General features: G+C 60.4%; 31 protein-coding genes and 3 pseudogenes. 20 read left to right on the forward strand and 14 right to left on the reverse strand.

Annotation, left to right across the window (positions count from 1 at the left end):
- Window positions 1–96: 96 nt before the first annotated feature.
- From AC097N_RS04260 to AC097N_RS04295, 8 genes are all read left to right on the forward strand, one after another.
- Complete coding sequence (locus AC097N_RS04260; protein WP_479579499.1) at window positions 97–1,410, forward strand: NAD(P)/FAD-dependent oxidoreductase; 1,314 nt, start codon at window positions 97–99, stop codon at window positions 1,408–1,410.
- Window positions 1,407–2,198 (forward strand): DUF1365 domain-containing protein, encoded by a 792-nt coding sequence (locus AC097N_RS04265; protein WP_479579500.1) that lies wholly within the window; start codon window positions 1,407–1,409, stop codon window positions 2,196–2,198. The genes AC097N_RS04260 and AC097N_RS04265 overlap by 4 nt, the downstream gene beginning before the upstream one ends.
- A 15-nt stretch (window positions 2,199–2,213) precedes the next feature.
- Window positions 2,214–3,437 carry a class I SAM-dependent methyltransferase gene (locus AC097N_RS04270; protein WP_479579501.1) on the forward strand — a complete coding sequence of 408 codons (1,224 nt, stop codon included), beginning with the start codon at window positions 2,214–2,216 and terminating at the stop codon, window positions 3,435–3,437.
- Between the two features lie 18 nt (window positions 3,438–3,455).
- Window positions 3,456–4,025 (forward strand): chalcone isomerase family protein, encoded by a 570-nt coding sequence (locus AC097N_RS04275; RefSeq protein ID WP_479579502.1) that lies wholly within the window; start codon window positions 3,456–3,458, stop codon window positions 4,023–4,025.
- Window positions 4,026–4,047: 22 nt separating this feature from the next.
- Window positions 4,048–5,349 carry an MFS transporter gene (locus tag AC097N_RS04280; RefSeq protein ID WP_479579503.1) on the forward strand — a complete coding sequence of 434 codons (1,302 nt, stop codon included), beginning with the start codon at window positions 4,048–4,050 and terminating at the stop codon, window positions 5,347–5,349.
- Entirely contained in the window at window positions 5,346–5,885 is a 540-nt protein-coding gene (locus tag AC097N_RS04285; protein WP_479579504.1) for a DUF3833 domain-containing protein, read from the forward strand. The genes AC097N_RS04280 and AC097N_RS04285 overlap by 4 nt, the downstream gene beginning before the upstream one ends.
- A gap of 76 nt (window positions 5,886–5,961) precedes the next feature.
- Complete coding sequence (locus tag AC097N_RS04290; RefSeq protein ID WP_479579505.1) at window positions 5,962–6,741, forward strand: SDR family NAD(P)-dependent oxidoreductase; 780 nt, start codon at window positions 5,962–5,964, stop codon at window positions 6,739–6,741.
- Window positions 6,741–7,220 carry a nuclear transport factor 2 family protein gene (locus tag AC097N_RS04295; RefSeq protein WP_479579506.1) on the forward strand — a complete coding sequence of 160 codons (480 nt, stop codon included), beginning with the start codon at window positions 6,741–6,743 and terminating at the stop codon, window positions 7,218–7,220. Before AC097N_RS04290 ends, AC097N_RS04295 begins: the two co-directional genes overlap by 1 nt.
- Window positions 7,221–7,229: 9 nt before the next feature.
- Here AC097N_RS04295 and AC097N_RS04300 read toward each other — a convergent pair whose 3' ends face one another.
- Entirely contained in the window at window positions 7,230–7,844 is a 615-nt protein-coding gene (locus AC097N_RS04300) for a glutathione S-transferase N-terminal domain-containing protein (protein ID WP_479579507.1), read from the reverse strand.
- Window positions 7,845–7,952: 108 nt separating this feature from the next.
- On the opposite strand from AC097N_RS04300, the gene purB reads away from it, so the two are divergent.
- Together purB and AC097N_RS04310 are read left to right on the forward strand one after the other, a co-directional pair.
- The gene (gene purB, locus AC097N_RS04305; protein ID WP_479579508.1) at window positions 7,953–9,332 is read left to right on the forward strand and encodes an adenylosuccinate lyase; all 1,380 of its coding nucleotides are present in this window, start codon (window positions 7,953–7,955) and stop codon (window positions 9,330–9,332) included.
- 8 nt (window positions 9,333–9,340) lie between these two features.
- Window positions 9,341–9,901: a YaeQ family protein gene (locus AC097N_RS04310; protein WP_479579509.1), complete on the forward strand. Its 561-nt coding sequence runs from the start codon at window positions 9,341–9,343 to the stop codon at window positions 9,899–9,901.
- Between the two features lie 50 nt (window positions 9,902–9,951).
- Here AC097N_RS04310 and AC097N_RS04315 read toward each other — a convergent pair whose 3' ends face one another.
- The gene (locus tag AC097N_RS04315) at window positions 9,952–10,374 is read right to left on the reverse strand and encodes a DUF3717 domain-containing protein (RefSeq protein ID WP_479579510.1); all 423 of its coding nucleotides are present in this window, start codon (window positions 10,372–10,374) and stop codon (window positions 9,952–9,954) included.
- Window positions 10,375–10,456: 82 nt separating this feature from the next.
- On the opposite strand from AC097N_RS04315, the gene AC097N_RS04320 reads away from it, so the two are divergent.
- A complete protein-coding gene (locus AC097N_RS04320) occupies window positions 10,457–10,942 on the forward strand; it encodes a hypothetical protein (protein ID WP_479579511.1) in 486 nt (161 codons plus the stop codon).
- A gap of 86 nt (window positions 10,943–11,028) precedes the next feature.
- Window positions 11,029–11,379 carry a phage holin family protein gene (locus AC097N_RS04325; protein WP_479579512.1) on the forward strand — a complete coding sequence of 117 codons (351 nt, stop codon included), beginning with the start codon at window positions 11,029–11,031 and terminating at the stop codon, window positions 11,377–11,379.
- On the opposite strand, the gene AC097N_RS04330 is transcribed toward AC097N_RS04325, so the two are convergent.
- Window positions 11,350–12,924 (reverse strand): M48 family metalloprotease, encoded by a 1,575-nt coding sequence (locus AC097N_RS04330; protein WP_479579583.1) that lies wholly within the window; start codon window positions 12,922–12,924, stop codon window positions 11,350–11,352. The genes AC097N_RS04325 and AC097N_RS04330 overlap by 30 nt on opposite strands.
- A gap of 174 nt (window positions 12,925–13,098) precedes the next feature.
- Here AC097N_RS04330 and moaC point away from each other — a divergent pair, with 174 nt between their 5' ends.
- Window positions 13,099–13,587 carry a cyclic pyranopterin monophosphate synthase MoaC gene (gene moaC, locus AC097N_RS04335; RefSeq protein ID WP_479579513.1) on the forward strand — a complete coding sequence of 163 codons (489 nt, stop codon included), beginning with the start codon at window positions 13,099–13,101 and terminating at the stop codon, window positions 13,585–13,587.
- 24 nt (window positions 13,588–13,611) lie between these two features.
- On the forward strand, window positions 13,612–14,391 hold the full coding sequence (locus AC097N_RS04340) for a Fic family protein (protein WP_479579514.1): 780 nt from the start codon (window positions 13,612–13,614) through the stop codon (window positions 14,389–14,391).
- A gap of 46 nt (window positions 14,392–14,437) precedes the next feature.
- On the opposite strand, the gene AC097N_RS04345 is transcribed toward AC097N_RS04340, so the two are convergent.
- Both AC097N_RS04345 and AC097N_RS04350 read right to left on the reverse strand, forming a co-directional pair.
- Window positions 14,438–14,731, reverse strand: coding sequence for a type II toxin-antitoxin system RelE/ParE family toxin (locus AC097N_RS04345; RefSeq protein WP_479579515.1), 294 nt, complete (start codon window positions 14,729–14,731; stop codon window positions 14,438–14,440).
- Window positions 14,731–15,204: a hypothetical protein gene (locus AC097N_RS04350; RefSeq protein ID WP_479579516.1), complete on the reverse strand. Its 474-nt coding sequence runs from the start codon at window positions 15,202–15,204 to the stop codon at window positions 14,731–14,733. Before AC097N_RS04350 ends, AC097N_RS04345 begins: the two co-directional genes overlap by 1 nt.
- Before the next feature lie 120 nt (window positions 15,205–15,324).
- Between AC097N_RS04350 and AC097N_RS04355 the strand changes: the two are divergent.
- The 6 genes and pseudogenes from AC097N_RS04355 to AC097N_RS04380 form a co-directional block, all read left to right on the forward strand.
- Window positions 15,325–15,606, forward strand: a pseudogene (locus AC097N_RS04355) (cyclic pyranopterin monophosphate synthase MoaC); the annotation flags it as partial.
- 52 nt (window positions 15,607–15,658) lie between these two features.
- Entirely contained in the window at window positions 15,659–15,883 is a 225-nt protein-coding gene (locus tag AC097N_RS04360) for an AbrB/MazE/SpoVT family DNA-binding domain-containing protein (RefSeq protein WP_479579517.1), read from the forward strand.
- Complete coding sequence (locus AC097N_RS04365; RefSeq protein WP_479579518.1) at window positions 15,880–16,287, forward strand: type II toxin-antitoxin system death-on-curing family toxin; 408 nt, start codon at window positions 15,880–15,882, stop codon at window positions 16,285–16,287. The genes AC097N_RS04360 and AC097N_RS04365 overlap by 4 nt, the downstream gene beginning before the upstream one ends.
- Window positions 16,284–16,554, forward strand: a pseudogene (locus AC097N_RS04370) (cyclic pyranopterin monophosphate synthase MoaC); the annotation flags it as partial. The gene AC097N_RS04365 and the pseudogene AC097N_RS04370, both read left to right, overlap by 4 nt.
- A 50-nt stretch (window positions 16,555–16,604) precedes the next feature.
- Window positions 16,605–16,871, forward strand: a complete 267-nt coding sequence (locus AC097N_RS04375; RefSeq protein WP_479579519.1) for a type II toxin-antitoxin system RelB/DinJ family antitoxin — start codon at window positions 16,605–16,607, stop codon at window positions 16,869–16,871.
- Window positions 16,870–17,037, forward strand: a pseudogene (locus tag AC097N_RS04380) (type II toxin-antitoxin system YafQ family toxin); the annotation flags it as partial. The gene AC097N_RS04375 and the pseudogene AC097N_RS04380, both read left to right, overlap by 2 nt.
- Here the strand turns inward: AC097N_RS04380 and AC097N_RS04385 are convergent.
- From AC097N_RS04385 to AC097N_RS04425, 9 genes are all read right to left on the reverse strand, one after another.
- On the reverse strand, window positions 17,032–17,262 hold the full coding sequence (locus AC097N_RS04385; protein ID WP_479579520.1) for a BrnA antitoxin family protein: 231 nt from the start codon (window positions 17,260–17,262) through the stop codon (window positions 17,032–17,034). The pseudogene AC097N_RS04380 and the gene AC097N_RS04385 sit on opposite strands and share 6 nt — an antisense overlap.
- Window positions 17,259–17,501: a BrnT family toxin gene (locus AC097N_RS04390; protein ID WP_479579521.1), complete on the reverse strand. Its 243-nt coding sequence runs from the start codon at window positions 17,499–17,501 to the stop codon at window positions 17,259–17,261. The genes AC097N_RS04385 and AC097N_RS04390 overlap by 4 nt, the downstream gene beginning before the upstream one ends.
- A complete protein-coding gene (gene tfpZ / locus AC097N_RS04395) occupies window positions 17,491–18,366 on the reverse strand; it encodes a TfpX/TfpZ family type IV pilin accessory protein (protein WP_479579522.1) in 876 nt (291 codons plus the stop codon). The genes AC097N_RS04390 and tfpZ overlap by 11 nt, the downstream gene beginning before the upstream one ends.
- Window positions 18,357–18,881 (reverse strand): pilin, encoded by a 525-nt coding sequence (locus tag AC097N_RS04400; protein ID WP_479579523.1) that lies wholly within the window; start codon window positions 18,879–18,881, stop codon window positions 18,357–18,359. The genes tfpZ and AC097N_RS04400 overlap by 10 nt, the downstream gene beginning before the upstream one ends.
- Before the next feature lie 99 nt (window positions 18,882–18,980).
- Window positions 18,981–19,505 (reverse strand): pilin, encoded by a 525-nt coding sequence (locus AC097N_RS04405; protein ID WP_479579524.1) that lies wholly within the window; start codon window positions 19,503–19,505, stop codon window positions 18,981–18,983.
- Between the two features lie 187 nt (window positions 19,506–19,692).
- Window positions 19,693–22,089 (reverse strand): ATPase, T2SS/T4P/T4SS family, encoded by a 2,397-nt coding sequence (locus AC097N_RS04410; protein ID WP_479579525.1) that lies wholly within the window; start codon window positions 22,087–22,089, stop codon window positions 19,693–19,695.
- Window positions 22,086–22,442 (reverse strand): hypothetical protein, encoded by a 357-nt coding sequence (locus tag AC097N_RS04415; protein WP_479579526.1) that lies wholly within the window; start codon window positions 22,440–22,442, stop codon window positions 22,086–22,088. The genes AC097N_RS04410 and AC097N_RS04415 overlap by 4 nt, the downstream gene beginning before the upstream one ends.
- 74 nt (window positions 22,443–22,516) lie before the next feature.
- Window positions 22,517–23,173 carry an FHA domain-containing protein gene (locus tag AC097N_RS04420; RefSeq protein ID WP_479579527.1) on the reverse strand — a complete coding sequence of 219 codons (657 nt, stop codon included), beginning with the start codon at window positions 23,171–23,173 and terminating at the stop codon, window positions 22,517–22,519.
- A 48-nt stretch (window positions 23,174–23,221) separates the two neighbouring features.
- Entirely contained in the window at window positions 23,222–24,007 is a 786-nt protein-coding gene (locus AC097N_RS04425; protein ID WP_479579528.1) for a Stp1/IreP family PP2C-type Ser/Thr phosphatase, read from the reverse strand.
- Between the last annotated feature and the right edge of the window lie 57 nt (window positions 24,008–24,064).

The following is a 24,064-nucleotide window of genomic DNA, read 5'->3' on the forward strand; positions in this document are numbered from 1 at the left end:
AACTGTTCAACATGTTAAATTACCAATCAGTCACAAAATTACTGATAAGTTTTAACGCATGAATATCCATACCTCTTCTTTTGGAAACCAGGCCGCATGAAGCTGGCCATCGTGGGCTCCGGCATCTCGGGTCTGGCGGTTGCCCACACGCTGCGAGGCCAGGCCGACATCACCCTGTATGAGGCGGGCAGTTACTTTGGCGGCCACACCCACACCGTGGACATGACGCTGGACGGCCCGTCCGGGCCCGTGACTCATGGCGTGGACACCGGTTTTCTGGTGTTCAACGAGCGCACCTACCCCGAGCTCATCCAGCTGTTGGCCCAACTGGAGGTGGCCACCGTGCCCTCGGACATGTCGTTTTCCGTGCAGGTGCCGGGCGCGCGCCGGGGCGGCCCGCTGGAGTGGAGCGGCTCCTCGCTGAACACGGTGTTTGCCCAGCGCAGCAACCTGGCCAACCCGCGCTTTCTGGCCATGCTGCGCGACGTGCTGCGCTTCAACCGCATCGCCACCGACATTGCCGAGCGCGGTGCCGAGGCCGAGTTGATGCAGCCGCTGGCCGATTTTTTGCGCCATCACGCGCTCACCCACGAATTCCGGGACTGGTACTTGCTGCCCATGCTGGGCTGCATCTGGAGCTGCCCGACCGACCAGATGCTGCAATTCCCGGTGGCCACGATGGTCCGTTTCTGCCACAACCACGGCCTGATCCAGGTCACCAACCGTCCGCAGTGGTGGACCGTCGCCGGGGGGGCGCGCCAGTACGTGGAAAAAATCGTCGCGCCTATCACCGACAAGCGCCTGAACAGCCCGGTGGACCGCATCACCCGCGATGCACAGGGCGTGCTGATCACCTCGTGCGGCCAGACCGAGCGCTTTGACAAAGTGGTGCTGGCCAGCCACGCCGACCAGTCGCTGGCGCTGCTGGCGGATGCCTCGGCGCAGGAGCGCGAAACGCTGGGCGCCATCCGCTACCAGCCCAACCGGGCCGTGCTGCACACCGACACCGCCGTGCTGCCGCGCCAGCGGCGCGCGTGGGCGGCGTGGAACTACGAGCGCGCAGCGCCGTTGAGCGGCGAGCCCGCCGCGTCCACCCGGGTCTGCCTGCACTACCTCATCAACCTGCTGCAACCGGTGCCTTTCCAGCAGCCGGTGGTGGTGTCGCTCAACCCGCTGCATGAGATTGAGGCCCGCCACGTGCATGGCACGTTTGATTACGCGCACCCGGTATTTGACGTGGCCGCCATCCGCGCCCAGCGCCAGGTGCATACCTTGCAAGGCCACCACCACACCTATTTCTGCGGCGCCTGGACCGGTTATGGTTTTCATGAAGACGGGCTCAAGTCCGGCCTGAACGTGGCGGCACGGTTGGCATCGGCCTTGTCAAAAACGGCCTTGCCCATCGTATGAACACACCACTGGTGCCCACCGCCGCGCCCGCGCTGGCCCAGATAGGTTTTGGCGAGGTGCGCCACACGCGGCTCAAGCCGGTGCGCCATGCCTTCACCTACGGCACCTATTTTTTGATGCTGCCGATGCGCTCGCTGCAGCGCGACGGCCCGGGCCACCTGGCGCGCAACCGCCTGGCCGCCCTGAGTTTTTTTGACGCCGACCATGGCGACGGACGCGGCCCGGAGCAGGGCGGCGCCCTGGCCTGGCTGGACGCGCTGCTGCAAGCCGAGGGCATGGACGGCGCCGACGGCGAGGTCTGGCTGCATTGCTACCCGCGCGTGCTGGGCTTCACCTTCAAACCCGTGAGTTTCTGGTACTGCCACCAAGCTGACGGTCGCCTGCGCGCCATCGTGGTGGAAGTGAACAACACCTTTGGCGAGCGCCACTGCTACCTGCTGGACGCACCTCGCTTTGGGGTGGAGCAGCGCGCAGTCAAGGTGTTTCATGTCTCACCGTTTTGCCCGGTGGAAGGCGGCTACCGCTTTCGCTTCATGGTCACACCGGACCGCAGCCGCACCGTGGCGCGCATTGATTTTGATGACGCCAGCGGCCCCCTGATCGAGACCAGCGTGAGCGGCACGCTCGAAGCCCTGACGCCCCACAGCGTGCGCCGCGCCCTGTGGCGCCACCCGGCCATGACGCTGGGCGTGGTGCTGCGCATTCACTGGCAGGCGCTGCAACTGCTGGTCAAGAAAGTACGGTTCTTTGGCAAGCCCCCCGCGCCCACTTCATTCACCACCCGCTGACCCCCGAGGCCCACAATGAACAGCACCACAGCCCCCTTGTTTTCCATCCCGCGCGGCACCCCGGCGGCGGCCCGCACCATCCTCAAACTGCTGCAGCGCCTGCGCCACGGCAGCCTGACCGTGCAGCTGCCCGATGGCAGCATGCAGCGTTTTGGCAGCGACCTCCTGCCGCATGCCACCCTGGTCCTGCACAACTGGAAGGTGTGTGCGGCCGCACTCAAATCGGGCGACATCGGCTTTGCCGAGGGCTACATTGCCGGCGATTGGACTACGCCGAACCTGACCGAGTTGCTGCGCGTGCTGGTGAAAAACCGCCTTGAGGTGGAGAGCATGGTTTACGGCTCGTGGGCCGGGCGCCTGCTGTACCGCGTCAAGCACCTGCTCAACCGCAACACGCGCGCCAACAGCCAGAAAAACATCCACGCCCACTACGACCTGGGCAATGCGTTCTACACCCTGTGGCTGGACGAGACCATGAACTACTCGTCCGCCCTGTTCGGCGGCGACCTGAGCCAGCCGATGGCACAGGCCCAACATGCCAAGGTGCGCCGCGCGCTGTCGGCCGCCCACGTGAAGGCCGGCGACCGCGTGCTGGAAATCGGCTGCGGCTGGGGCGCGCTGGCCGAGATGGCGACCACCGAATGTGGCGCCACCGTCGCGGGCGTCACCCTGAGCACCGAGCAACTCGCCTTTGCCCGGGCCCGCCTGCTGCGCCTGGGCGTGGCCGACCGGGCCGACCTGCGCCTGCAGGACTACCGCGACATCACCGACGCCCCGTTTGACGCGATCTGCTCGATTGAAATGGTCGAAGCCGTGGGGCGCGAATACTGGCCCACCTACTTTGCCACCGTGGCCCGGCTGCTCAAACCCGGCGGACGCGCCTGCGTGCAAAGCATCGTGATTGACGACGCGCTGTTTGATCGCTACGTGGGCTCGACCGACTTCATCCAGCAGTACATCTTTCCCGGCGGCTGCCTGCCCTGCCCGCGCGAGTTCCGCGCGCAGGCACTGGCCGCGGGGCTGGAGGTGGTGGACGAATACGCCTTTGGCCACGACTACGCCGAGACGCTCCGGCGCTGGCGCGAGGCCTTCATGGCGCACCGCGCGCAGGTGCTGCAAAACGGCTTTGACGAACGCTTTGTGCTGATCTGGGAGTTTTACCTGGCGTACTGCGAAGCCGCGTTTGACGAGCACAACGTCGATGTCGTCCAGTACACGCTGCACAAGCGTGCTGCCTGAACCCAGCACGAGGACACCATGACCGATCGACGTCACATTTTGTCTGTGGGTGCCGCCAGCGTCTTGGCGGGCACAGGCCTGCTGGCCTGTGGCGCAGGCCAGGCGCAAACCGCATTGCCCGCGGAGCTGGCCCCGCAACTGCCGGGCGGGAAGTGGGCGGGCGCGTCGCGGCTGCGGTTTTTCGGCTTTGACGTGTATGACGCCCAACTCTGGGTCGCGCCCGGTTTTCGGGCTGCCAACTACGCCCTGCACGCGCTGGCGCTGGAGCTGACCTACCTGCGCGCCCTGGCGGGCAGGGACATCGCCGCGCGCTCGCTCCAGGAGATGCGCCATCTGGACAACATCACTCCCGCGCAAGAACAGCGCTGGCTGGCCGCCCTGGAGAGCGCGTTGCCCGACGTCAAGGCCGGTGACCGCCTCACCGGGCTGCACCACCCGGCGCAGGGCGCGCACTTCTGGTTCAACGGCGAGCCCCGCGCCTGGGTGAAAGACCCTGCCTTCAGCCGCCTGTTCTTTGGCATCTGGCTGGCCGAATCCACCAGCCAGCCCGCCTTGCGCGCCGAGCTGCTGGCCCGGGCCACGCCTTAGTGCTGCGCTGACTGCCCACGCCATGAGTCACCCACCTTCTGTCGCCACAGCCGCCCGGCCCTTCACGTGGCGGAGCGGCTGGCGCTACGGCCTGATGGGCTTGCCGCTGGCCTTTGTCGCCCTGCCGCTGTATGTGGTGCTGCCCAACCACTATGCCCTGACGTTTGGCGTGCCGCTGGCCACCCTCGGCTCGCTCTTGCTGGGCGCGCGCCTGTTCGACGCCCTGATCGACCCGCTGCTGGGGCGCTGGAGCGACCGCCTGTTTGCACGCTCCCTGCAGGCCGTGCTGGGCTGGGGCGCGGCCGCCGCACTGGTGCTGGGCGTGGGTTTTACCCTGCTGTTTTTCCCGCCCACGCACACCCGGCCCGGCCTGCTGCTGTGGGCTGGCGCCTGCCTGGTGCTGACCTACGCGGCCTACAGCGCCCTGAGCATCCTGTACCAGTCCTGGGGCGCGATGCTGGGCGGTGACGAGGTGCAGCGCAGCCGCGTGGTGGCGTGGCGCGAAGGACTGGGCCTGGTAGGTGTGATGGTGGCGTCCATCACGCCTGCAGCCCTGGGTTTGCGGGCGACAACAGCGCTGTTTTTCATCGCACTGATCGCAGGCTGGCTGGCCTGGCGTTTGGCGCCGCACCCAAGGCGCCGAGCCCACGTGCCAGCGACCTCGCCCGGCGGCAAGGGCAGCACCGGCGCCCTCTGGCAGCCCTTGGCCCAACCCGGCTTTCGGGCCTTGCTGACGGTCTTTGTGGTCAATGGAATCGCCAGCGCCATCCCCGCCACACTGATCCTGTTTTTTGTGCAGGACCGGTTGCAGGCCCCACCCGGCAGCGAGTCCCTGTTTCTGGGCAGCTATTTTTTGAGCGCGGCGCTCGCCATTCCCCTTTGGTTGCGCGTGGTCAGAAGCTTGGGGCTGGCGCGCACCTGGGGGCTGGGCATGTTGCTGTCGATGGTCACCTTCGTCTTCGCCTCGCAACTGGGCAGCGGCGACCTCACCGCCTTTGTCGTGGTGTGCGCGCTCTCGGGCGTGGCGCTGGGCACCGACCTGGCCCTGCCCGGCGCCCTGCTGGCGGGCACGATCGAGGCCAACGGCGACCGGGGGCGCTCGGAGGGTGCCTACCTGGGCTGGTGGAACTTCGCCACCAAGCTCAACCTCGCCCTGGCCGCAGGCGTCGCCCTGCCGCTGCTGGGCAGCCTGGGCTACGCACCGGGTGCGCGCGATGCGCACGCCCTGCAAACCCTCACCTGGGCTTATTGCCTGCTGCCCTGCGCCCTCAAGCTGCTGGCGACGGGCCTCCTGTACACCCTCATCATCCGGAAGACCCCATGAAAAGACGCTTGCTCCTGGCCTCGGCCACTGCCGCCACGCTGGCCCTGACGGGCTGCGCCTCGCAACACATCGAGGCCTATGCCCAGGAGAAACCGCCGCTGGACCTGCAGCAGTATTTCAATGGCACGCTCGATGCCTACGGCATCTTCACCGACCGCTCGGGCGCCGTGGTCAAGCGCTTCACGGTGGTCATGCAGTGCAGTTGGACCGGCAACGAAGGTGTGCTGGACGAGACCTTCAACTACTCGGACGGCAGCACCCAGAAACGCATCTGGCGCCTGACCAAGTTGCCCGGTGGCCGCTTCACCGGCCGCGCCGATGACGTGGTGGGCGAGGCCGCGGGCGAGAGCCAGGGCAATGCCTTCCACTGGAATTACACACTGAGCCTGCCGGTAGACGGCCGGGTGATCGACGTCCAGTTCGACGACTGGATGTACCTGATGACCGACCAGGTCATGCTGAACAAGGCCACCATGCGCAAATTCGGCGTGCGCCTGGGCGAGGTGACGCTGTCGTTCACCAAGCGCATGCATTGACAAAATTTATACAAAATCAGGCTGTAGCCCCCGTACTCCGTGCACAAGCAGCTATAAAAATAATAGTGAAACACCCATGACTCTCTTCCCTGCCTTGAACACCCCGATGAAGGACTGGCGCGGCAAGACCGTCTGGATCGTGGGCGCCTCCACCGGCATCGGCCGGGCCACCGCCACCGCGCTGTATGCCCTGGGCGCCCGGGTCATCGTGTCGGCGCGCCAGGCGCAGGCGCTGGACGCCTTTGTCAACCGCCACCCCGGTTGCCAGGCCCTCGCGCTGGACGCCACCGACCGCCAAGCCGTGAAGACCGCCGCCGCCGGGCTGCTGGCACAAGGCCCGCTGGACTGCGTGATGTACTGCGCCGGGCACTACACCGCGATGCAGGCCGACGCCATCGACCTGGACGACATGCTGCGCCACGTGGACGTGAACTACACCGGCGCCCTGCACCTGCTCGATGCCGTGCTGCCCGCCCTGCGGGCCCGGCGCGCGGGCCACATCAGCCTGGTGGGCAGCGTGGCGGGCTACCGCGGCCTGCCCCAAAGCCTGGCCTATGGCCCGACCAAGGCCGCCCTGATCAACCTGGCCGAGACGCTGTACCTGGACCTGCACGGCCAGGGCCTTGGCGTCTCCCTCATCAACCCCGGCTTTGTGCAAACCCCGCTGACGGCGGGCAACCAGTTCGACATGCCGGCGCTGCTGACGCCCGACCAGGCGGCGCAAGCCATCGTGCAGGGCTGGGCACGCGGGGCGTTTGAGATTCATTTTCCGAAACGGTTTACGCTTTGGATGAAAGCCCTGCGCATCCTGCCCCACCGGGCCTACTTTTTCCTGGTCCGCCGGGCCACCCGATGATGTCAACACCCCCTCTCCTCCCAGACACCCCCTCTTGCGCTGACGCGCTGTCGGCCCAGGCCGTGGCACGGGTCGTGCACTACTTTCAAGCCCTTACCCCGCAGAACGTGACAGAGATCGCCGCGTATTACGACGTGCAAGCGCGCTTCAAGGATCCGTTCAACGACGTGACCGGCGTGCCCGCGATCCAGCGCGTTTTTGAACACATGTTTGTGGCCTTGCAGGCCCCGCGTTTTGTGGTGACCGGGCAAGTGGTGCAGGGAAACCAGTGTTTTTTGACCTGGGAGTTCCGTTTTCGCTTCAAGAACTTCAGAGCGGCCACCGAGCAGACCATTCTGGGCAGCTCGCACCTGGTGTTCTCACCGCAGGGGCTGATCACGCTGCACCGCGATTATTGGGACGCCGCCGAGGAGTTGTACGAGAAACTGCCGCTGGTGGGTAGCCTGATGCGCTGGCTCAAGCAACGAGCCAACCGCTGACCGCCGTTGTCAGACCGGCAGCGTGTCGGCGAAACTGGCGCGCTGCACCAGCTTGTCGTGGAGTTTGTGCAGGTTGGGGTAGTCGGTGCGCCAGTCGATGTGCGCAAACCGGAAGTCCAGGTAGCCCAGGGCGCAACCCACCGCGATATCGGCCAGGCTCAAGTGAATGCCGCCGCAAAACGGCTTTTCAGCCAGACCGCGGCTCATGGCCTTCAAGGCGCCGGACACCTTGAGCAACTGCCGGTCGATCCAGACCTGGCTGCGCTGCTCTTGCGTGCGCCCGTGCCAGGTGGCCTCCAGGCGCGCCAGCACCGCGGCCTCCATCAAGCCATCGGCCAGGGCCTCCCAGGTCTTGATCTCGGCGCGTTCACGGCCCATCGACGGAATCAGCTTGCCCACGGGGGACAGGGTGTCCAGGTATTCCACAATCACGCGTGAATCAAACAGGGCCTCGCCGCCTTCCATCACCAGGCAGGGCACCTTGCCCAGCGGGTTGGAGTCGGCAATGGTGGTCTCAGCAGACCAGACGTCCTCAGGCACCAAAGCGTAGTCGAGTTTTTTCTCGGCCATGACGACGCGCACTTTGCGTACAAAAGGGCTGGAGCTGGATCCGAGTAATTTCATGGGCGGTTCATCGTTTCAGGAGCGTTCATTCTAGCCACCGAGGTGTCCCGGAACTGACGTGCGGGGCATTGCACGGACCCGGTGTGACGCACAACCTACAATCCGGGGATGACATTTTCAGCCATCTCCGCTCTTTCTCCGCTGGACGGCCGCTACGCCGCCAAGCTCGCCAAACTCCGTCCTGTCATGAGCGAACAGGGTTACATGCAACGCCGTGTGCAAGTCGAAGTGGCCTGGTTCATCGCCCTGAGCGATTGCGGCTTTGCCGAATTCAAGCCACTCTCCCCAGGAGCACGCACTTACTTGCTGGGTCTGGTGAAGCATTTCTCCGAAACCGATGGCGAAGCCATCAAGGCGATCGAGAAAGTCACCAACCACGACGTCAAAGCCGTCGAGTACTGGATCAAATCCAAGTTCGAAGCCCGGCCCGAGCTGATGAGCGCGGGCGAATTCGTGCACTTTGCCTGCACCAGCGAAGACATCAACAACACCAGCCACGCCCTGCAACTCAAGGCCGGACGTGACCAGGTCCTGCTGCCCGCGCTGGACGCCATCATCGCCAAGCTGCGCGACATGGCGCATGCGTTTGCCGACGTGTCCATGCTCAGCCGCACCCACGGCCAGACCGCCAGCCCCACCACCGTGGGCAAGGAAATTGCCAACGTCGTGGTCCGCCTGGTGGCCGCACGTGAACGCATTGCCGGCGTCAAGCTGCTGGCCAAGATGAATGGCGCCGTGGGCAACTACAACGCCCACCTGTCGGCCTGGCCCGAGTTCGACTGGGAAGCCTTCAGCCGCAAGGTCATCGAGACGCCGGAGCCGCTGGGCCTCGGCCTGACCTTCCAGCCCTACAGCATCCAGATCGAGCCGCACGACTACATGGCCGAGTTGTTTGACGCCGTGGCGCGCACCAACACCATCCTGATTGACTGGGCGCGCGACGTCTGGGGTTATGTGTCCCTGGGCTACTTCAAGCAAAAACTGCGCGACGGCGAAGTGGGTTCCTCCACCATGCCGCACAAGGTCAACCCGATTGATTTCGAGAACGCCGAAGGCAACCTGGGCCTGGCCAACGCCGTGTTGCGCCACCTCAGCGAGAAGTTGCCCATTTCGCGCTGGCAACGTGACCTGACCGACTCCACCGTGCTGCGCAACATGGGCGTGGCCATGGGCTACGCCGTGCTGGCCTACCAGTCGCTGAACATCGGACTGGGCAAGCTCGAGATCAACGAGGCCGCCATTGCCGCCGACCTCGACGCCTCATGGGAAGTGCTGGCCGAGCCAATCCAGACCGTGATGCGCCGCTTTGGCCTGCCCCAGCCTTATGAGCAACTCAAAAAGTTCACCCGCGGTGAACCCATGACGCGTGAACTGATGCAGGGCTTCATCGCCGATCTGGCCATTCCGGCAGAAGAAAAAACCCGTTTGCTGGCCATGACACCCGGTAGCTACACCGGCAAGGCTGCTGAACTGGCGCGCCGAATCTAAAGCCGTGCATGGCCATCAAATCGACCATCTTCAAAGCCAGTCTGCAAATCGCCGACATTGACCACGCGTATTACGCCGACCACGCGCTCACGCTGGCGCGCCACCCCAGCGAGACGGACGAACGCATGATGGTGCGCCTGTGCGCTTTGGCGCTGCAGGCCCACAAGCTGCAAACCGTGTGCGGTGGCGATGGCACGCTGGCCTTTGGCGCCGGTCTGTCGGACCCCGACGAGCCCGACGCCTGGCTGCGCGACTTCACGGGCCTCACGCGCCTGTGGATCGAGGTGGGCCAACCGGAAGACAAACCGCTGCTCAAGGCCTGCAACAAGGGGGACGAGGTGGTGCTGTACTGCTTCAACCACGCGGCCGAAGTGTGGTGGCGCACCATGAAGGCCAAGCTGGCCCGACCCAAAAACCTGAGCGTGTTCCGCATCCCCACCGTGGCCTCGCAGGCCCTGATCCCGCTGGCCCAGCGCAGCATGCAGCTGCAGGCCACGATTCAGGAAGGGGTGTTGATGCTGGGCGACGGCACGACGACTGTGGACATTGAGCCCATTCGCTGGAAATAAATGCCAAATTGGGCTCTAGCACACGTCAATAGTGCGTATGTAGCTATTAATTAAATAGCAAACCGCGTCGTCTCAGTGGCTCGCTCCGCGTAGCGGTTGAACCGCCAGGCCGCCCCCAGCATCGTGATGCGCCGCCAGGTCTGGCGTTTCTCCACCGGGCTCATTTCCAGCCAGTACTGCACCTCGGCAAAGCTGCGGCCGCAGCCCTTGCACTCCTCGTCACCCTGGCTGGTGGAGCAGATGGCAATGCAGGGGGTGTCGGGCGTGGTGTCGTACCAGGTGAGCCACGCTTGCAGGGCTGGCGCGGGGATTGAGAACTCATCGGCCTGGACCTCATGGTGGTACACCATCAGCGCATACACCTCGGCCAGCGCCCGGATTTCGGGGGCGAGCGAAAATCCGTCGAGAGAAGGCCTCTTCTCGCGCCAATAGTTGATGGCCGATTCAATGTCGGTGATGTGGATGCCTGCCATGGGGGTCGCATCATAGCCCGGCACACCCGGACCGGTAAAATCAAGGGCTTCCCGCGCACCCTTGACAGAAACGACCCGCCCTGTGACCGAACTCCTCCCCGACCCCGACGCCAAAATTCAAGAGCCCCGCCTGTGGCGCGACGTGGGCTGGACCGCCCGCGTCATCAAGAACGAGGACGACGACGGCTGGGCGGTCGCCATGATCAAGGACGGCGAGCCCGAGCCCGCCCTGATCGGCCCCTGGACCATGGGGCGCGACAAGAAAAATCCCAAACCGCTGGACGGCAACGCCTTCAGCACCCTGGTCAAGACAGCGTCTGAATTTGTGCGCCGGCATGAGCAGCAATTGCACGCCTCGCTGCACCAGAGCCTGGCCGTGACCGCCGGCAACGCGCGCATCACCGTGTCACTCGACATCGTGCCGGACGAGGAGCACCCCTATGCCACGCTGACCGCGCACGACGAAGCCGGAGACGAGCTGGCGCAGGTGCGTGTGTCGCCCGGCTTCAAGCTCAACCGCGCCAGCGCCACCGCCTGGGCCGACAGCGGGTACCCGAAGCCGCGCTGACGGTGCGCGGCGCCTGCGGCCGAATTTGCCGCAAGGTGTTGACGAGTGTCATGCGCGCCGGGCCATGGGGTGCTATCCTTTGAACCATGAAACTCATCGTCAAATGGCTGCTCAGCGCCGCCGCCCTGCTGGCCGTTGCTTACCTCTACAGCGGGGTGCAGGTGACCAGCTTCACCGCAGCCCTGATTGCCGCGTTGGTCATCGGCCTGCTCAACATGATTTTGCGACCGCTGCTGGTGCTGCTGACGCTGCCCGTCACCGTCATCACGCTGGGGCTGTTTTTATTCGTCATCAACGCGTTGATGTTCTGGTCAGCCGCAGGGGTTCTCGACGGCTTTGCGGTGCGCGGATTTGGCGCGGCGCTGCTGGGCTCGCTGATTTACTCGGTGTTTGGCATCGTGATCGATTCAGCGATCGAGCGCCTGTTCTTTAAGTAGCGCCTCCACCTGGCGTTTGCGGGTGTCGATGATGGACGCCTCAATGTGGTCCGCGGCCACCACGCCCGTGCCGCCTGCGCGCAACTGCTCTTGCGCCGCCTTGAATCGGTCAACCGCCGCCTGGTAGTCCAGCGTGGCCACATGGGCCTCGGCGTTGGCCCGGATCGCGCGCAAGCTCTGATTCTGCGCCGCGTAAGCGCTGGACAACAACTGCCAGGCCTGCGCATCCCGCGGGTGCGCCGCCACCCAACTCTGAAGTTGTTGCATCGACTCACCCAGCGCCTTGGCTTGCCCGCCCTGACCCGTTTGCAGGGCGATTTGCATGGCCAAAAACAACTCGGGCCGGTGCACCGATGCAGCGTCTGCAGCGCCGCCTTGGGCTGCGAACGTGTTGGCGGTCAAGACCGAGGCCGCGCGCCGTGCATCGTCCGCCGTCAACGCCGTTTCAGCCTCCAGCAAGCGGACCAAACGGGCGCCCGGCAAATCGGCGCGCACCAGCACCGAGAGGCGGTCCAGATACCCCTTGGCACCGGTGAAATCACGCAAGCGGCTGGCAGCCAGGGCGGCGCCGTACAACACGGCCGCCTGCCGGGGTGCCGACAAGGTCGCGAGATTGGCACTGCCCGCCTCCAGCAGCGCGGCCCGCAGGGCGTCCACGCCCGGGTTGGACAGCACGCGGGCACGTGCCGCCACCATGGCATGTTCAAACGTGAGCGGTACCGGCACGGCAGTGGGTGCGGTCAGGGCCTGACGGGACTGCATGTCCGCAATCCGCTCGGTGGTCAGCGGGTGACTGCGCAGGTAGGGGTAAGCGCCGTTGTCATTGAGGCGTGAGGCCTGCTGCAACTTGTCGAACATCGACACAAAACCCTGCGGCTCGAACCCGGCCTGCGTCATCACGCCGTAACCCACCCGGTCGGCCTCGCGCTCCATGTCGCGTGAAAAATTCAGCTGGCTCTGGGCGGCCACGGCCTGCCCCCCCACAATCAGGGCGTTGCCCGCATCAGGACTCTTGCTGGCCGCCAACGCGCCCAGAATCATGGCGCCAATCATCCACGGCGTTTGCTGGCTCTGCTTGGCAATCAGGCGTGAGATGTGCCGCTGCGTGACGTGGCTGAGTTCGTGCCCCAGCACGGAAGCCAGTTCGTCACGGCTGCTGACCACCGCAATCAGGCCCAGATGAACGCCAAAGTAGGCACCCGGCAGGGCAAACGCATTCACCGTGCGGTCGCGCCCGAGCATGATCTCCCACGCAAAGCGCTCGTCCAGTTCGGGCGTGAGCTCACCACGCAGGCGCGCTGCCGCGAGCAAGGGTTGCCAGATGCCCTGCACATATTCGGCCAGCACGGGGTCGTCGATGTAATCGGGATCCCGGTAGATTTCACGGGCAATGCGGTCGCCCAGGCGCCGCTCGGCACTGCTGGTCATGTCGCTGCCGTCGCCCAGCGTGGGGAGTTGCGCGGAAGGCTGGGAGGTCGACGGCTTTGGCAACGCATCGCTGGTTTGCGCCTGCAAGGCAAGCGGAGCGCCCCAACCAAACGCTATTAAAAACAGAGCTACTCCCGCCGTATAGACGGGGGCTAGAGGCCGATTTAATCTAAATTTAGGGTTCAAAATGAATACCGTAGGCTGTGAGGACGCGTCATTCGCAAAAGGGGCTTGCGCAGATCAGTGAACGTATGATGCTCGACTTGTATGAACGTTCGGTAAATATTCCCCATGAGCTCACTCACCCATTTTGACGCCCAAGGCCAAGCCCACATGGTGGACGTGGCTGCCAAGGCCGCCACCCACCGCATCGGCGTGGCCGGCGGTCGTATCGACATGCTGCCCACCACGCTGGCGCTCATCGAGTCGGGCACCGCCAAAAAAGGCGACGTGCTGGGCATTGCCCGCATCGCCGGCATCATGGCCGCCAAGAAAACCAGCGATTTGATTCCCCTGTGCCACCCCCTGGCGCTAACGCGAGTTGCTCTTGATTTTGTAGCTACTCCCGCAGACAACACGGGGACTAGAGGCCTGTTTTGTACTGCAACAGTAGAAACCGTCGGCCCCACCGGCGTGGAGATGGAAGCTTTGACCGCCGTCACAGTAGCGCTGCTCACCATTTACGACATGTGCAAAGCCGTGGACCGCGGTATGACGATTTCCGACGTCAAGCTGCTGGAGAAGCATGGGGGGAAGTCGGGGAGTTTTGTGGCGGAGTGAGCGGCGAGACACACAAGGAAAAATATGGAACTCTTCTCTGCACTCGGATTTCACTGGAACAGGTCAGCCGTGCCTGACGTGGTGCCGACTCACTCCATCGAGCGAGTGGCCTTCCGCTTTCATCGCATGCTGCCCGAGTTCGTTTGGGATGCATCCGTGCTTGAAGGCAACCCATTCACCTATCCTGAGGTCAAAACCTTGTTGGATGGCGTGACCATCGGCGGACGAAAAATCTCTGACCAGGAACAGGTTCTGAATCTGGCGACCAGCTCCAAGCACCTGTTGGCGCTGGTGAAGGCAGGTAAATTTTTCATGGACAAAGTGACGTTCACTGAGCTGCATGGTCTTGTCGCCCGAAATGAAGCGTTGGAGTGGGGCCACTTTCGGGGCGAGGGCGAAGAGAAGGGCTACACGCCGGATGTCGGCTTGGGTGAGCATGGTCGATACACGCCACTGGCGACTGTTGCCGGTGCCCCGGAGTTGAATCGTGTCTTTGCCAGTGGCCTGCATGCGCTTCAAAGCGAGATACAGCAACCCTTTGAGAAAGCTGCCGCCTTTTTTCTGTTCGGTGCCTTGCAGCAATTCTTCTTCGATGGCAACAAACGCACTTCCCGTTTCATGATGAATGGCATTCTGATGTCAGCGGGCATTGATGCAATCAGCGTACCCGCAGCCAAGGCGCAGCAATTCAATGAAAACATGGTCCGGTTTTACCTGGAGAAGGACGCCACTGAAATGATGGCGTTCTTGGTCAACTGCCACCCAGACGCAGAACAAATTCACGAGGTGAATTCAAATCATTGAGCCAACAGGAGCACGAACGGGATGGGCGTGCAATACCAATTGACGTTCAGGACCTTGTTTGCATCTCCTTCGGCCATTGCTGTGCACCGTGCAGCAAACGCAACAGCTCGATACGCTTGCCCTCAAGGCGATAAATTACGATAAACGGAGTCCGGCTTATGACTAGCTCGCGGGTTCCTGGCTTGCGCCCTGCGCGGCCCATTTCCGGGTGCTGGACCAACTGGCCCACCTGGTGGGCTATGCGGTCGCCTTGCTCGATGGCTGCGCGGAGGTTGTCCTGGGCGATGTAGTCCAGCTGAGCATCACGGTCAGCTATCGCCCTGCGTAGCCACACGATCATCAGGTGGCGCTCCCTTCAGCTCGTTTGACCAGCTCGGCCCGCTTCTTGGCCCAGCTCGCGTTCGCCTCCTCGTTCGTCACCCAGTCGGCCGCCGGGTCGTTGGCCTCTGCGATGCCAATCTCTACCTGCTCACGAAACCACTTGTCATGCGTTGCCGCTTCATGAGCGTTGCGCAGCCGTTCCGATGCGTCCTCGCGGGACTTGCCCACCAGGGCAGCGCCGCTGAAGTTGGTCGCATCCAGCAGCTCGAAGCGGACGATATGAAGCTCTTTCTTCAGGTAGTCCACACAGCGGTCAAGACTGCGCCACATGCGGGGCTTGTCGCTACGCTGAGCCCCCAGCGGTTTTTCTTGCATTCCCAGCTTCAGGACGACGGACCAGCCGCCAGGTTGGCCAATGATCGACGCGCCACGGATCGCGGACGCTTCGACCATCCGTTTTGCCATGGCGGTGTCTATGGTGTGGCTGCTCATGATGATTTCCTCGCACAAAAGACGGTTTGCCAGTAGTTGGATTGTGTCTTTTCTTTAAAGTTTATGCAATCAATACTAATTAAAGTGTGTTGACGTTGGCGAATGGGCTGTCAACCTTGACGCACGCCGACTGTCATGTCAAGCATGTACCCCCTGGCGCTGACGCGAGTTGCTCTTGATTTTGTAGCTACTCCCGCAGACAACATGGGGGCTAGAGGCCTGTTTTGTACTGCAACGGTAGAAACTGTCGGTCCCACCGGCGTGGAGATGGAAGCTTTGACCGCCGTCACAGTGGCGCTGCTCACCATTTACGACATGTGCAAAGCCGTGGACCGCGGCATGACGATTTCCGACGTCAAGCTGCTGGAAAAGCATGGGGGGAAATCCGGGTTCAACGATTGACGAGCAAACGGGGTGTCGTTTAGTATTACAAACGTAATAACCAAGGAACGTCATGCACATGCTCAAACTCACTCAAATCGGCAATTCGGTGGGGGTTGTATTGCCCAAGGAGGCCCTGGCGAGGCTCAAACTGAGCAAGGGTGAAAACGTCTTTCTGACCGAAACACCCGAGGGCTACACACTCACACCTTATGACCCTGCGCTGGAAGAAGAGATTCACGCGGGTCGCGCGTTCATGCGGGATTTTCGCGACACCTTTCATCAACTGGCCAAATGATGTGGCGCTGGATCAGCAAATCAGCGTTGCTGTTGTTACATGGTGAAAGTTTGGCCGAACACGGTGGTGCAGCAGGCCTGCGCGATGAAGGGCTCCTGGACTCTGCGCTGGCGCGGCCCCTGAACCTGCTGGCTTACGCCAACGCCACGGAGCCACCAGACTTGGCGAGCCTGGCCGCAAGCTATTGCATCGGACTGGCAAAAAACCACCCTTTTATGGATGGCAACAAACGGGCCGCATTTTTGGCGACGGGTTTGTTTTTGTACCTCAATGGCTATCGCCTGGCAACCACGCAAGCCGATGCTACGATCACCATACTGGCGGTTGCCGACGGAGAGTTGAACGAAGACACCTTTGCCGCATGGCTTCGCGCGCACGTAACGAGGCGGGTTACCAGCAATTGACGCCCGCGTGTCACCCTTGCATTGACGCTATTTGCTATTTATTTTGTAGCTACTTCCGCAGATAACACGGGGGCTAGAGGCCTGTTTTGTACTGCAACAGTAGAAACCGTCGGCCCCACCGGCGTGGAGATGGAGGCCTTGACCGCCGTCACAGTAGCACTGCTCACCATCTACGACATGTGCAAAGCCGTGGACCGCGGCACGACAATTTCCGAAGTCAAGCTGCTGGAGAAGCATGGGGGGAAATCGGGGAGTTTTGTGACGTAGTCGCACTGTGACTACAATACAAACTCAACACTGATCCAGGGAGAGCCGCCATGACCACCGCCGATACCTACGTCCGTGCTCGTATCGACACGGATACCAAAGAACGTGCAACCGAAGCGCTGGCCGCAATGGGCCTGTCGATTTCGGATGCCATCCGCCTGTTGATGCTGCGCGTTGCAGACGAGCGCCGCTTGCCCTTCGAGGTCAAGGTTCCAAACGCTACCACCCGCAAGGCGATAGCCGAGCTTGAAACGGGAAAGGGCAAACGCTTCGCCAGCGTCGATGCCTTGATGGCGGACTTGCATGCGGACGATTGACCACCCATTGGAGCCACGACACCGCGATCACGATTAGAGCGGTGAATGAGCAGGCTACCGTGACTGTCACGTCAAGCCCGATCTGGTGCTGATCTACCGTAAGCCTGACGCCGACATCTTGCGACTGGCCAGGCTCGGCTCGCACAGCGAGCTTTTCGGGTCATAGCAGCACATCGGCATCAATACGCACAGTGGTGGCTTGTTTGGTGGGCTTATAGAAGGGATTGCGAATGGCATTTTTCCAGAACACATCATTCAATGGCGGGATGTCGCTGTAGTCAATCTCGCTGTCTGGAATTTTTGCCAATAGGCTAAGTCTGGCACGCTGCTCATCAGTCAACGGCGGCAGATTTTGCAAATCAATATCTCGTTTAACGAACTTGGTTTTCATAACTTTTTCGCTCCTTGCGGTCTGCGGCTCGTGCCGTCGTCATCCTCCCCAACGGTGTGCGCCACCAAGAGCACCAGATAGCCACCAATCATTGCCAATGTTTGCCAGCGCTGCTCCAGTCCTTCGACTCGATCCTGCGTCATCAAGGCAAGTGGATCTGCGAACGCAATGATTGCGTCCTCAAAAGAAACACCGTGCTTACGCAAATTGCTGGCTGCTTTGGCGGTGTCAGAGTCCATCTAACGGAAGAAAACCGACAACTCGCGCATCGTCCATGGCAACAAATGCAACCCAAAACATTTGTTGCCGCCCTTGGACTGGCAAATAGCCTAGCTTTTCTTCGGACAAACCGGTTTTGGCCGCTGCCGCATCAATCAACGCCATATGCTCAGGGTAGCGCATTTTCAGCAGCTTCAAAGCGCGACTCTTGCCCAGAACGGCATCGCGAACTGAATCGTAAAGCCGCCAAGCGCTAGGCCTTAGAGCGGGGGAAATCCCGTTCAGAGATAGATTGATGCTCTGAAGATAGTCCTCGTCACTAGGCCTCGCTACCCGTGCCGCAATAATTTTCGGACCGATATAGCCGAGATGCCGAAAATCAGGTGCAGCAGCGTTAAGACTATTCGGTTCTATTTCTGCAGCGCTAACGACGCGAAAACGATCAAATTCGAAGACCAGAAAAACCGGACGAGCAATGGCGACCGTCCACATTCCATAAGCCAGGGCGGCAAGCTGAATCAAACCCACAAGCGTCAAGTCACGAAACAACTCTAGAGGCGTTTTTTTTGGGCTAAACAACACTAGAGTCAACAAAGGGCCGCAGACAACATCTACGCCAACAACCAGCAAAAACAACTCATCGCCGCCCGAAAGCTCCCGATACGGATATGGATACCACAGACCGAACACCAAAGACGCTGCGACGGCCGCAACGATCATGCTGCCTAGGAGATGCAATAGTGCGGCATAACTGGCTGATTTGAAGCGGTTTCTGAAATTCATTCGGGCATTGTGAATTTGAGGCTGATCAATACTGCATACTTTATTGATCAGAATACGGGCGTCGAAACGCTCACTGAGAATCCAAGGATTGATTAACGACACTCACTCGGAGCAAAACGTGCAGGGAGAGTGCCCGCAGCTGTTGGAGCTGGCGAAATAGCTAACCCGACCGTCGCCGAATGACATTGCCACTTCGTCGCATCAGCTGGCGGAGTGAACGCAGCGGTCGCGTTGGGCAATGCAGTGCCGGAATTGGCGGTACCAGCAGCACCGCCTGTGTAAGGAACAAAAACCAATGTTCCGTTACCCGCTTTTTGTGTAGTGGTCACAGTGATCTGCCCAGTTGTTGCGGCAATGGCAACTGACGTCAAATTGGGGCTGGCTGTCGGAGTGGTGAACCCTTGGTTATAACCATTGACCGCAGTAAATTTACCATTCGCCAAAATATCAACCACATTAAGCTTGGCAGCAGAAGCCGCAACCATGGCTTCAGATACACGACCACGAACCGTGTAATCCTGATAAGCGGGCAAAGCCACGGCAGCCAAAATACCAATAATCGCAACCACGATCATCAATTCGATCAGGGTAAAACCCTTTTGGATAGAACGCGTCATGAATAGCCTCTTACCTATAAAAACATACTTCCAACCAATTCACCTACGAACTTCAATAAAAAAGAGCGTCGTAACGCTCTTTTTTAATCTGCGGATTAATTAACGGCACTCACTCGGGGCAAAACGCGCAGGGAGTGTAGCCGCAGCTGTTGGCGCAGGCGATATAACAAGGCCAACAGTAGCAGATAAACATTGCCATTTCGTCGCATCCGTCGGAGGTGTGAATGCAGCCGTGGCGTCAGGCAGCGCAGTACCGGAATTAACCGTACCAGCAGCACCGCCTGTGTAAGGAACAAATACCAATGTTCCGTTACCCGCTTTTTGTGTAGTGGTCACAGTGATCTGCCCAGTTGTTGCGGCAATGGCAACTGACGTCAAATTGGGGCTGGCTGTCGGAGTGGTGAACCCTTGGTTATAACCATTGACCGCAGTAAATTTACCATTCGCCAAAATATCAACCACATTAAGCTTGGCAGCAGAAGCCGCAACCATGGCTTCAGATACACGACCACGAACCGTGTAATCCTGATAAGCAGGCAAAGCCACTGCAGCCAAAATACCAATGATCGCAACCACGATCATCAGCTCGATCAGGGTAAAACCTTTTTGCATGGAACGTTTCATGAATAACTCCTTGGGTAAAAACGAAATCAACTTAGAGACGTTCATATTCAGCAGTAACTGTGCCAAGTCTTTGAAACGCCAAATTTGATTGTTTTTGGACCAAACACGTCACATTTCGTTAGAAACATGACGACCTGAGTTGGTTACAAGACCTGACGCGACATTTTTGTCACGCCATTTTTGTCATTTACTTGATGCAGACTGACCGAACCATCTTGATGTCGGTCAGGCCCATCATGATTTTCTCCATGCCGTCCATCTTCAGGGTGCGCATGCCGCCTTCCACCGCAGCGGCAAAAATCTCGGCCACACGGGCGCGTTCCTGAATGAGCTTTTTGACGTCGTCAGAAGCAATGAGCAATTCATGCAGGCCAATGCGGCCTTTGTAGCCGGTCTTGTTGCACTTGTCGCAGCCCACGTGGCGGTAGAACTTGATCTGGCCATCCTGACCGTACAGTTTGTGCCAGCTGTCGATCAGCTTCCGGATTTCGCCTTCGTAGTCAGCTTTCCAGGCGACGGAGTGCCGGAGTTCGTCGGCATATTCGACCGCGAAAAGACGCAGCTCTTCGGCGTCAGGCACATACGACTCCTTGCAGTCGCACAGCTTTTTGGCCAGCCGCTGCGCCAGAATGCCCAACAAGGCATCGGCAAAGTTGAAGGGGTCCATGCCCATGTCCAGCAAGCGCGTGATGGACTCGGGTGCCGAGTTGGTATGCAGGGTCGAAAACACCAGGTGACCGGTAAGTGAGGCTTCCACGCCCATCGCCACAGTTTCCTTGTCGCGCGATTCACCGACCATGATGATGTCGGGGTCGGCCCGCAGGAAGGCCCGCATGATCAACGCAAAGTCAATCCCGGCCTTGCGGTTGATCTGAACCTGGCGCAGCCCTTTTTGCGTGATCTCCACCGGGTCTTCGGCGGTCCAGATCTTGGTGTCCGGCGTGTTGAGGTGCTTGAGGATGGAGTGCAGCGTGGTGGTCTTGCCGGAACCCGTAGGACCACACACATAGAACAAGCCGTAGGGTTTCTCAATCGTTTTGATGACCCGGTCCTTGTTGTGCGGGGTCAGGCCCAGCTTGTCCAGCGGAATGGGCTCACCGGCGGCCAAAATCCGCATGACCACGTCTTCCACCCCTCCAGCGGAAGGAATGGTGGCGACCCGGAGTTCGATGTCAATCGGGCCATATTTCTTGAACTTGATCTTGCCGTCCTGTGGCTTGCGGCGCTCCGAGATGTCGAGGTCACACATGATCTTCAGGCGTGTCACCATGGCCTGACGGAAATGCGAGGGTACCTCGATGTACGGCATCAAGGTGCCGTCAATGCGAAACCGGATGCCGGTTTTCAGCTTGCCCGGCATCGGCTCAATATGAATGTCCGACACCTTCTGGTGGTAGGCGTCAATGATCACCTTGTTGACGAACTTGACCAGTTCGTTGTCCGCCGCGGCCGACTCCAGCGCGTCGTCATTGAAGCCGTCGTCAATGGGGGGGCCGTCCATTTCGGCCAGAAGCTCGTCAATAGAGCCCCCTTCGATTCCGGCGCCAAATATTTGCGCCAGCGTGTCGTGGAACTCAGCCTGCGTGGTCACCCGGTACACAAATTTGGTCACGCGGGGGAAGACCTGCGGCACGACGCGCGCGCCGCGCACCGCCTCCGGGTCCACGCACATGATGACCAGACCTTCGGGCGACTCCTCCAGGGGAATCCAGCCCTGCTCCTCAATGAACTCGCGCTTGAGGGAGCCGTGCAGTATTTCCGAACGAATTCGGCTGGGGGCAAAGGGTTCATAGGCGACGCCAAAAAATTTGGCCAGTGACGGCCCAATTTGCGCCGGGCGAACCATGTACTTGGCAATCAGCACGTGCTCTACGGGCTTGCCATCCACTCTCGCTTCTTGCAGGCACTGCTGAAGCTCTGGCGATGTCATGACGCCATCGGCAATCAAACCGTCGTATTTGGTCGCCTTGGCGCGCACGCCCTCACTGGCTTTTTGCACGCGCTGCCGAATGGCGGTGGCCAGTGTTTTGCACAACTGCGAGACACCCTCTACCTCCAGTTCACCAAAGGGATGTCCACTTTTGTTGTTAATGACCTGCAGCACGCCTTGAAGGGTATTGCCCTCCAGAATGGGGGCCACCAACATCTGCCGGGTTCGGTAACCCGATCGCCGATCCACTTCCTTCAGGAAGGTCAGAGAGGGATGAAGCTGCTTGAGCGCCTCATCGTCATAAACATCCGCAATATTGACCAGCTTTTGGCTGAACGCCACGTAGCCCGCAATGCTTTGGGGCGTGATGGGCAGTTTGAGGTTCTGGCTGCTATTGAGCCCCGTCTTGACTTTGGAAACGATGGCCGAGCGGTCTCCATTCAAGGCGTACAGGGTCAACCGGTCCGCATTGAAGAGTTTGCAAATGTCCTGGCTGGCCTCCAGCATGATTTGGTCCACGTTATCGGTCTCGTGGATACGGGCGGTGACTTGTTGCAGCTGTTTGTAAAATAGCGCCTCAAATGTCATGCCGCGCCTCTCAAGAGAAGCCTCTGGTTTTTTGTCCGATCCCCCGGGCTTCAAGACTGCGCTCATACCTCGAACTCCTGACCAGCCCGCAGCCAGCGAATGTCATGCGCCACCCCGCTGCCCGCAGCCGGGTTTTGATCAAAACGCTGAATCTCGGACATGATCACCTCGGTTTCGGCGGGCTTGGTATGCGTGATGTAAACCGGGAATTTCTTTCCCTGAGCGATGCAATCCAACTCTTCAGCCAGGACGCTAGGCGACAAATGCAAGCCTTGCCTGGCCAGAACTTGTTCGCGGTTGCTGAAGGCCGTTTCGATCACCAGCATGGCCACATCCAACATGTCGCTATCGATCAGGAAAGACGTGGTTCGGCACCCTTTGGAAATGGCGCCTGAGCAGCCCAATACACGAACTTTCATTGCGGCTCCTCGCTATGCCTTAAATCCGGTCGCAGAGCAGCAAAAGCAACGCAAGCCGTTGTATCCAGCCCTGATCAGGCTTGGACGAACTGCATTTGGGTACCGGCCAACTCGATCAAATCCCCATTTTTCAATGCCACAGGCTCCACGCCAATCGCAGCACCATTGAGTGACGGATTACCCGCGCCTTCCACATGGTGAACAAAATAGCTATGGTGACGCCGGGTGATGGCAGCCACGGCAACCCCGGGCTTGCCCACCGTGGTGACCACCTTGGTCAAAGGCATTTCCCTGCCCGCAGCAGCGCCCGATAGCACCTTGATGGCCGCATGAAGGGCCTCCAGACCGGCTGACCGGGATTCATGCGACGCAAATGCAGGCTCAGAGGCGGGCGTTACGCCGCCTGGCTTGAACATCATGGTCTTCTCATAACCTTCAGAAGCCACATCGCTCACAAACTTGATTTTGTACTTGCCGACCTCAACCGTGTCACCGTTTTGCAGCAACTGCCGCTTGGCCGCCTTGCCATTCACGTAAGTGCCATTGGTACTGTTCAGGTCTTCCAGGTAAACCTCTGACCCTGACATTTGCAGCAAGGCATGCTCACCACTCACGGCCAGGTTGTCTATCACAATGTCGTTGTACGGCCGCCGACCCAAGGTCGTTTTGTCCTTCGTCAACTGGACTTCCTTGATGACGACGCCGTCGATCGAAACGATCATTTTTGGCATGACCGACTCCTGTTCCTGAAATTTGTTGTTGGATAACCCATGGGCTTGTTACTTTCCAAGCAGTCTGGATATTAAACCGCGCTTTTCATGCGAGCCCACTGCTTCGACCAACAAGACTGTGATGTTATCCCGTCCGCCATTTTCATTTGCCATGAGGACCAGTTTTGCCGCGATGTGCTCCAGAGACGCACCATTTCGAAGAAGCGCTGCTATGTCTGAATCGTCCACCATATCAGAGAGCCCGTCGGAGCACATCAGGTAGAGGTCACCCTCCATGACATGGTACTCATTGAATTCGAGCAATGCCGTCTCTTCAACGCCCAAAGCCCGTGTCACCAGATTCTTGTTGGTTGCGGTGGCGGCTTGAGCCGGCGTCAGCCATCCCGCATCAATCTGCTCCTGCAGAAGGGAATGGTCCTTGGTGATTTGTACCAGCTCGTTGCCGCGCCAGCGGTAGCAACGGGAGTCACCAATGTGCCCCAACATCAACCGGGCCCCCTGAAACAGGCCAACCACAAGGGTGGTTCCCATCCCCGCGTACTGGGTGTTCGCGTTAGCCGCATCAAAAATGGCCCGATTCGCGTTGTCAACACACACCTCAATGGCTCGTCTGACTTGCGCCGCCTTCGCCTGTCCACCAAACTCGGTCAGCCAACCGGCCAATTCCGTCTTGATGAACGCAGTGGCCATACCGCTGGCAATCTCCCCGGCGTTGTACCCCCCCATGCCGTCGGCCAACACGCCAATGTGGGCATCGATGTCAAAAACTACAGAGTCTTCGTTGTTTTCACGGGCGCGTCCCGGATCAGTTTGCGCGACGAATTTGTAGTTCATTGAGTCTCAGGCTGAGTTTGAGGCAATTGCATGACCTCTTAATAATACAGCCCACCC

The sequence above is a fragment of the Rhodoferax sp. LS1R11 genome (assembly GCF_056521395.1).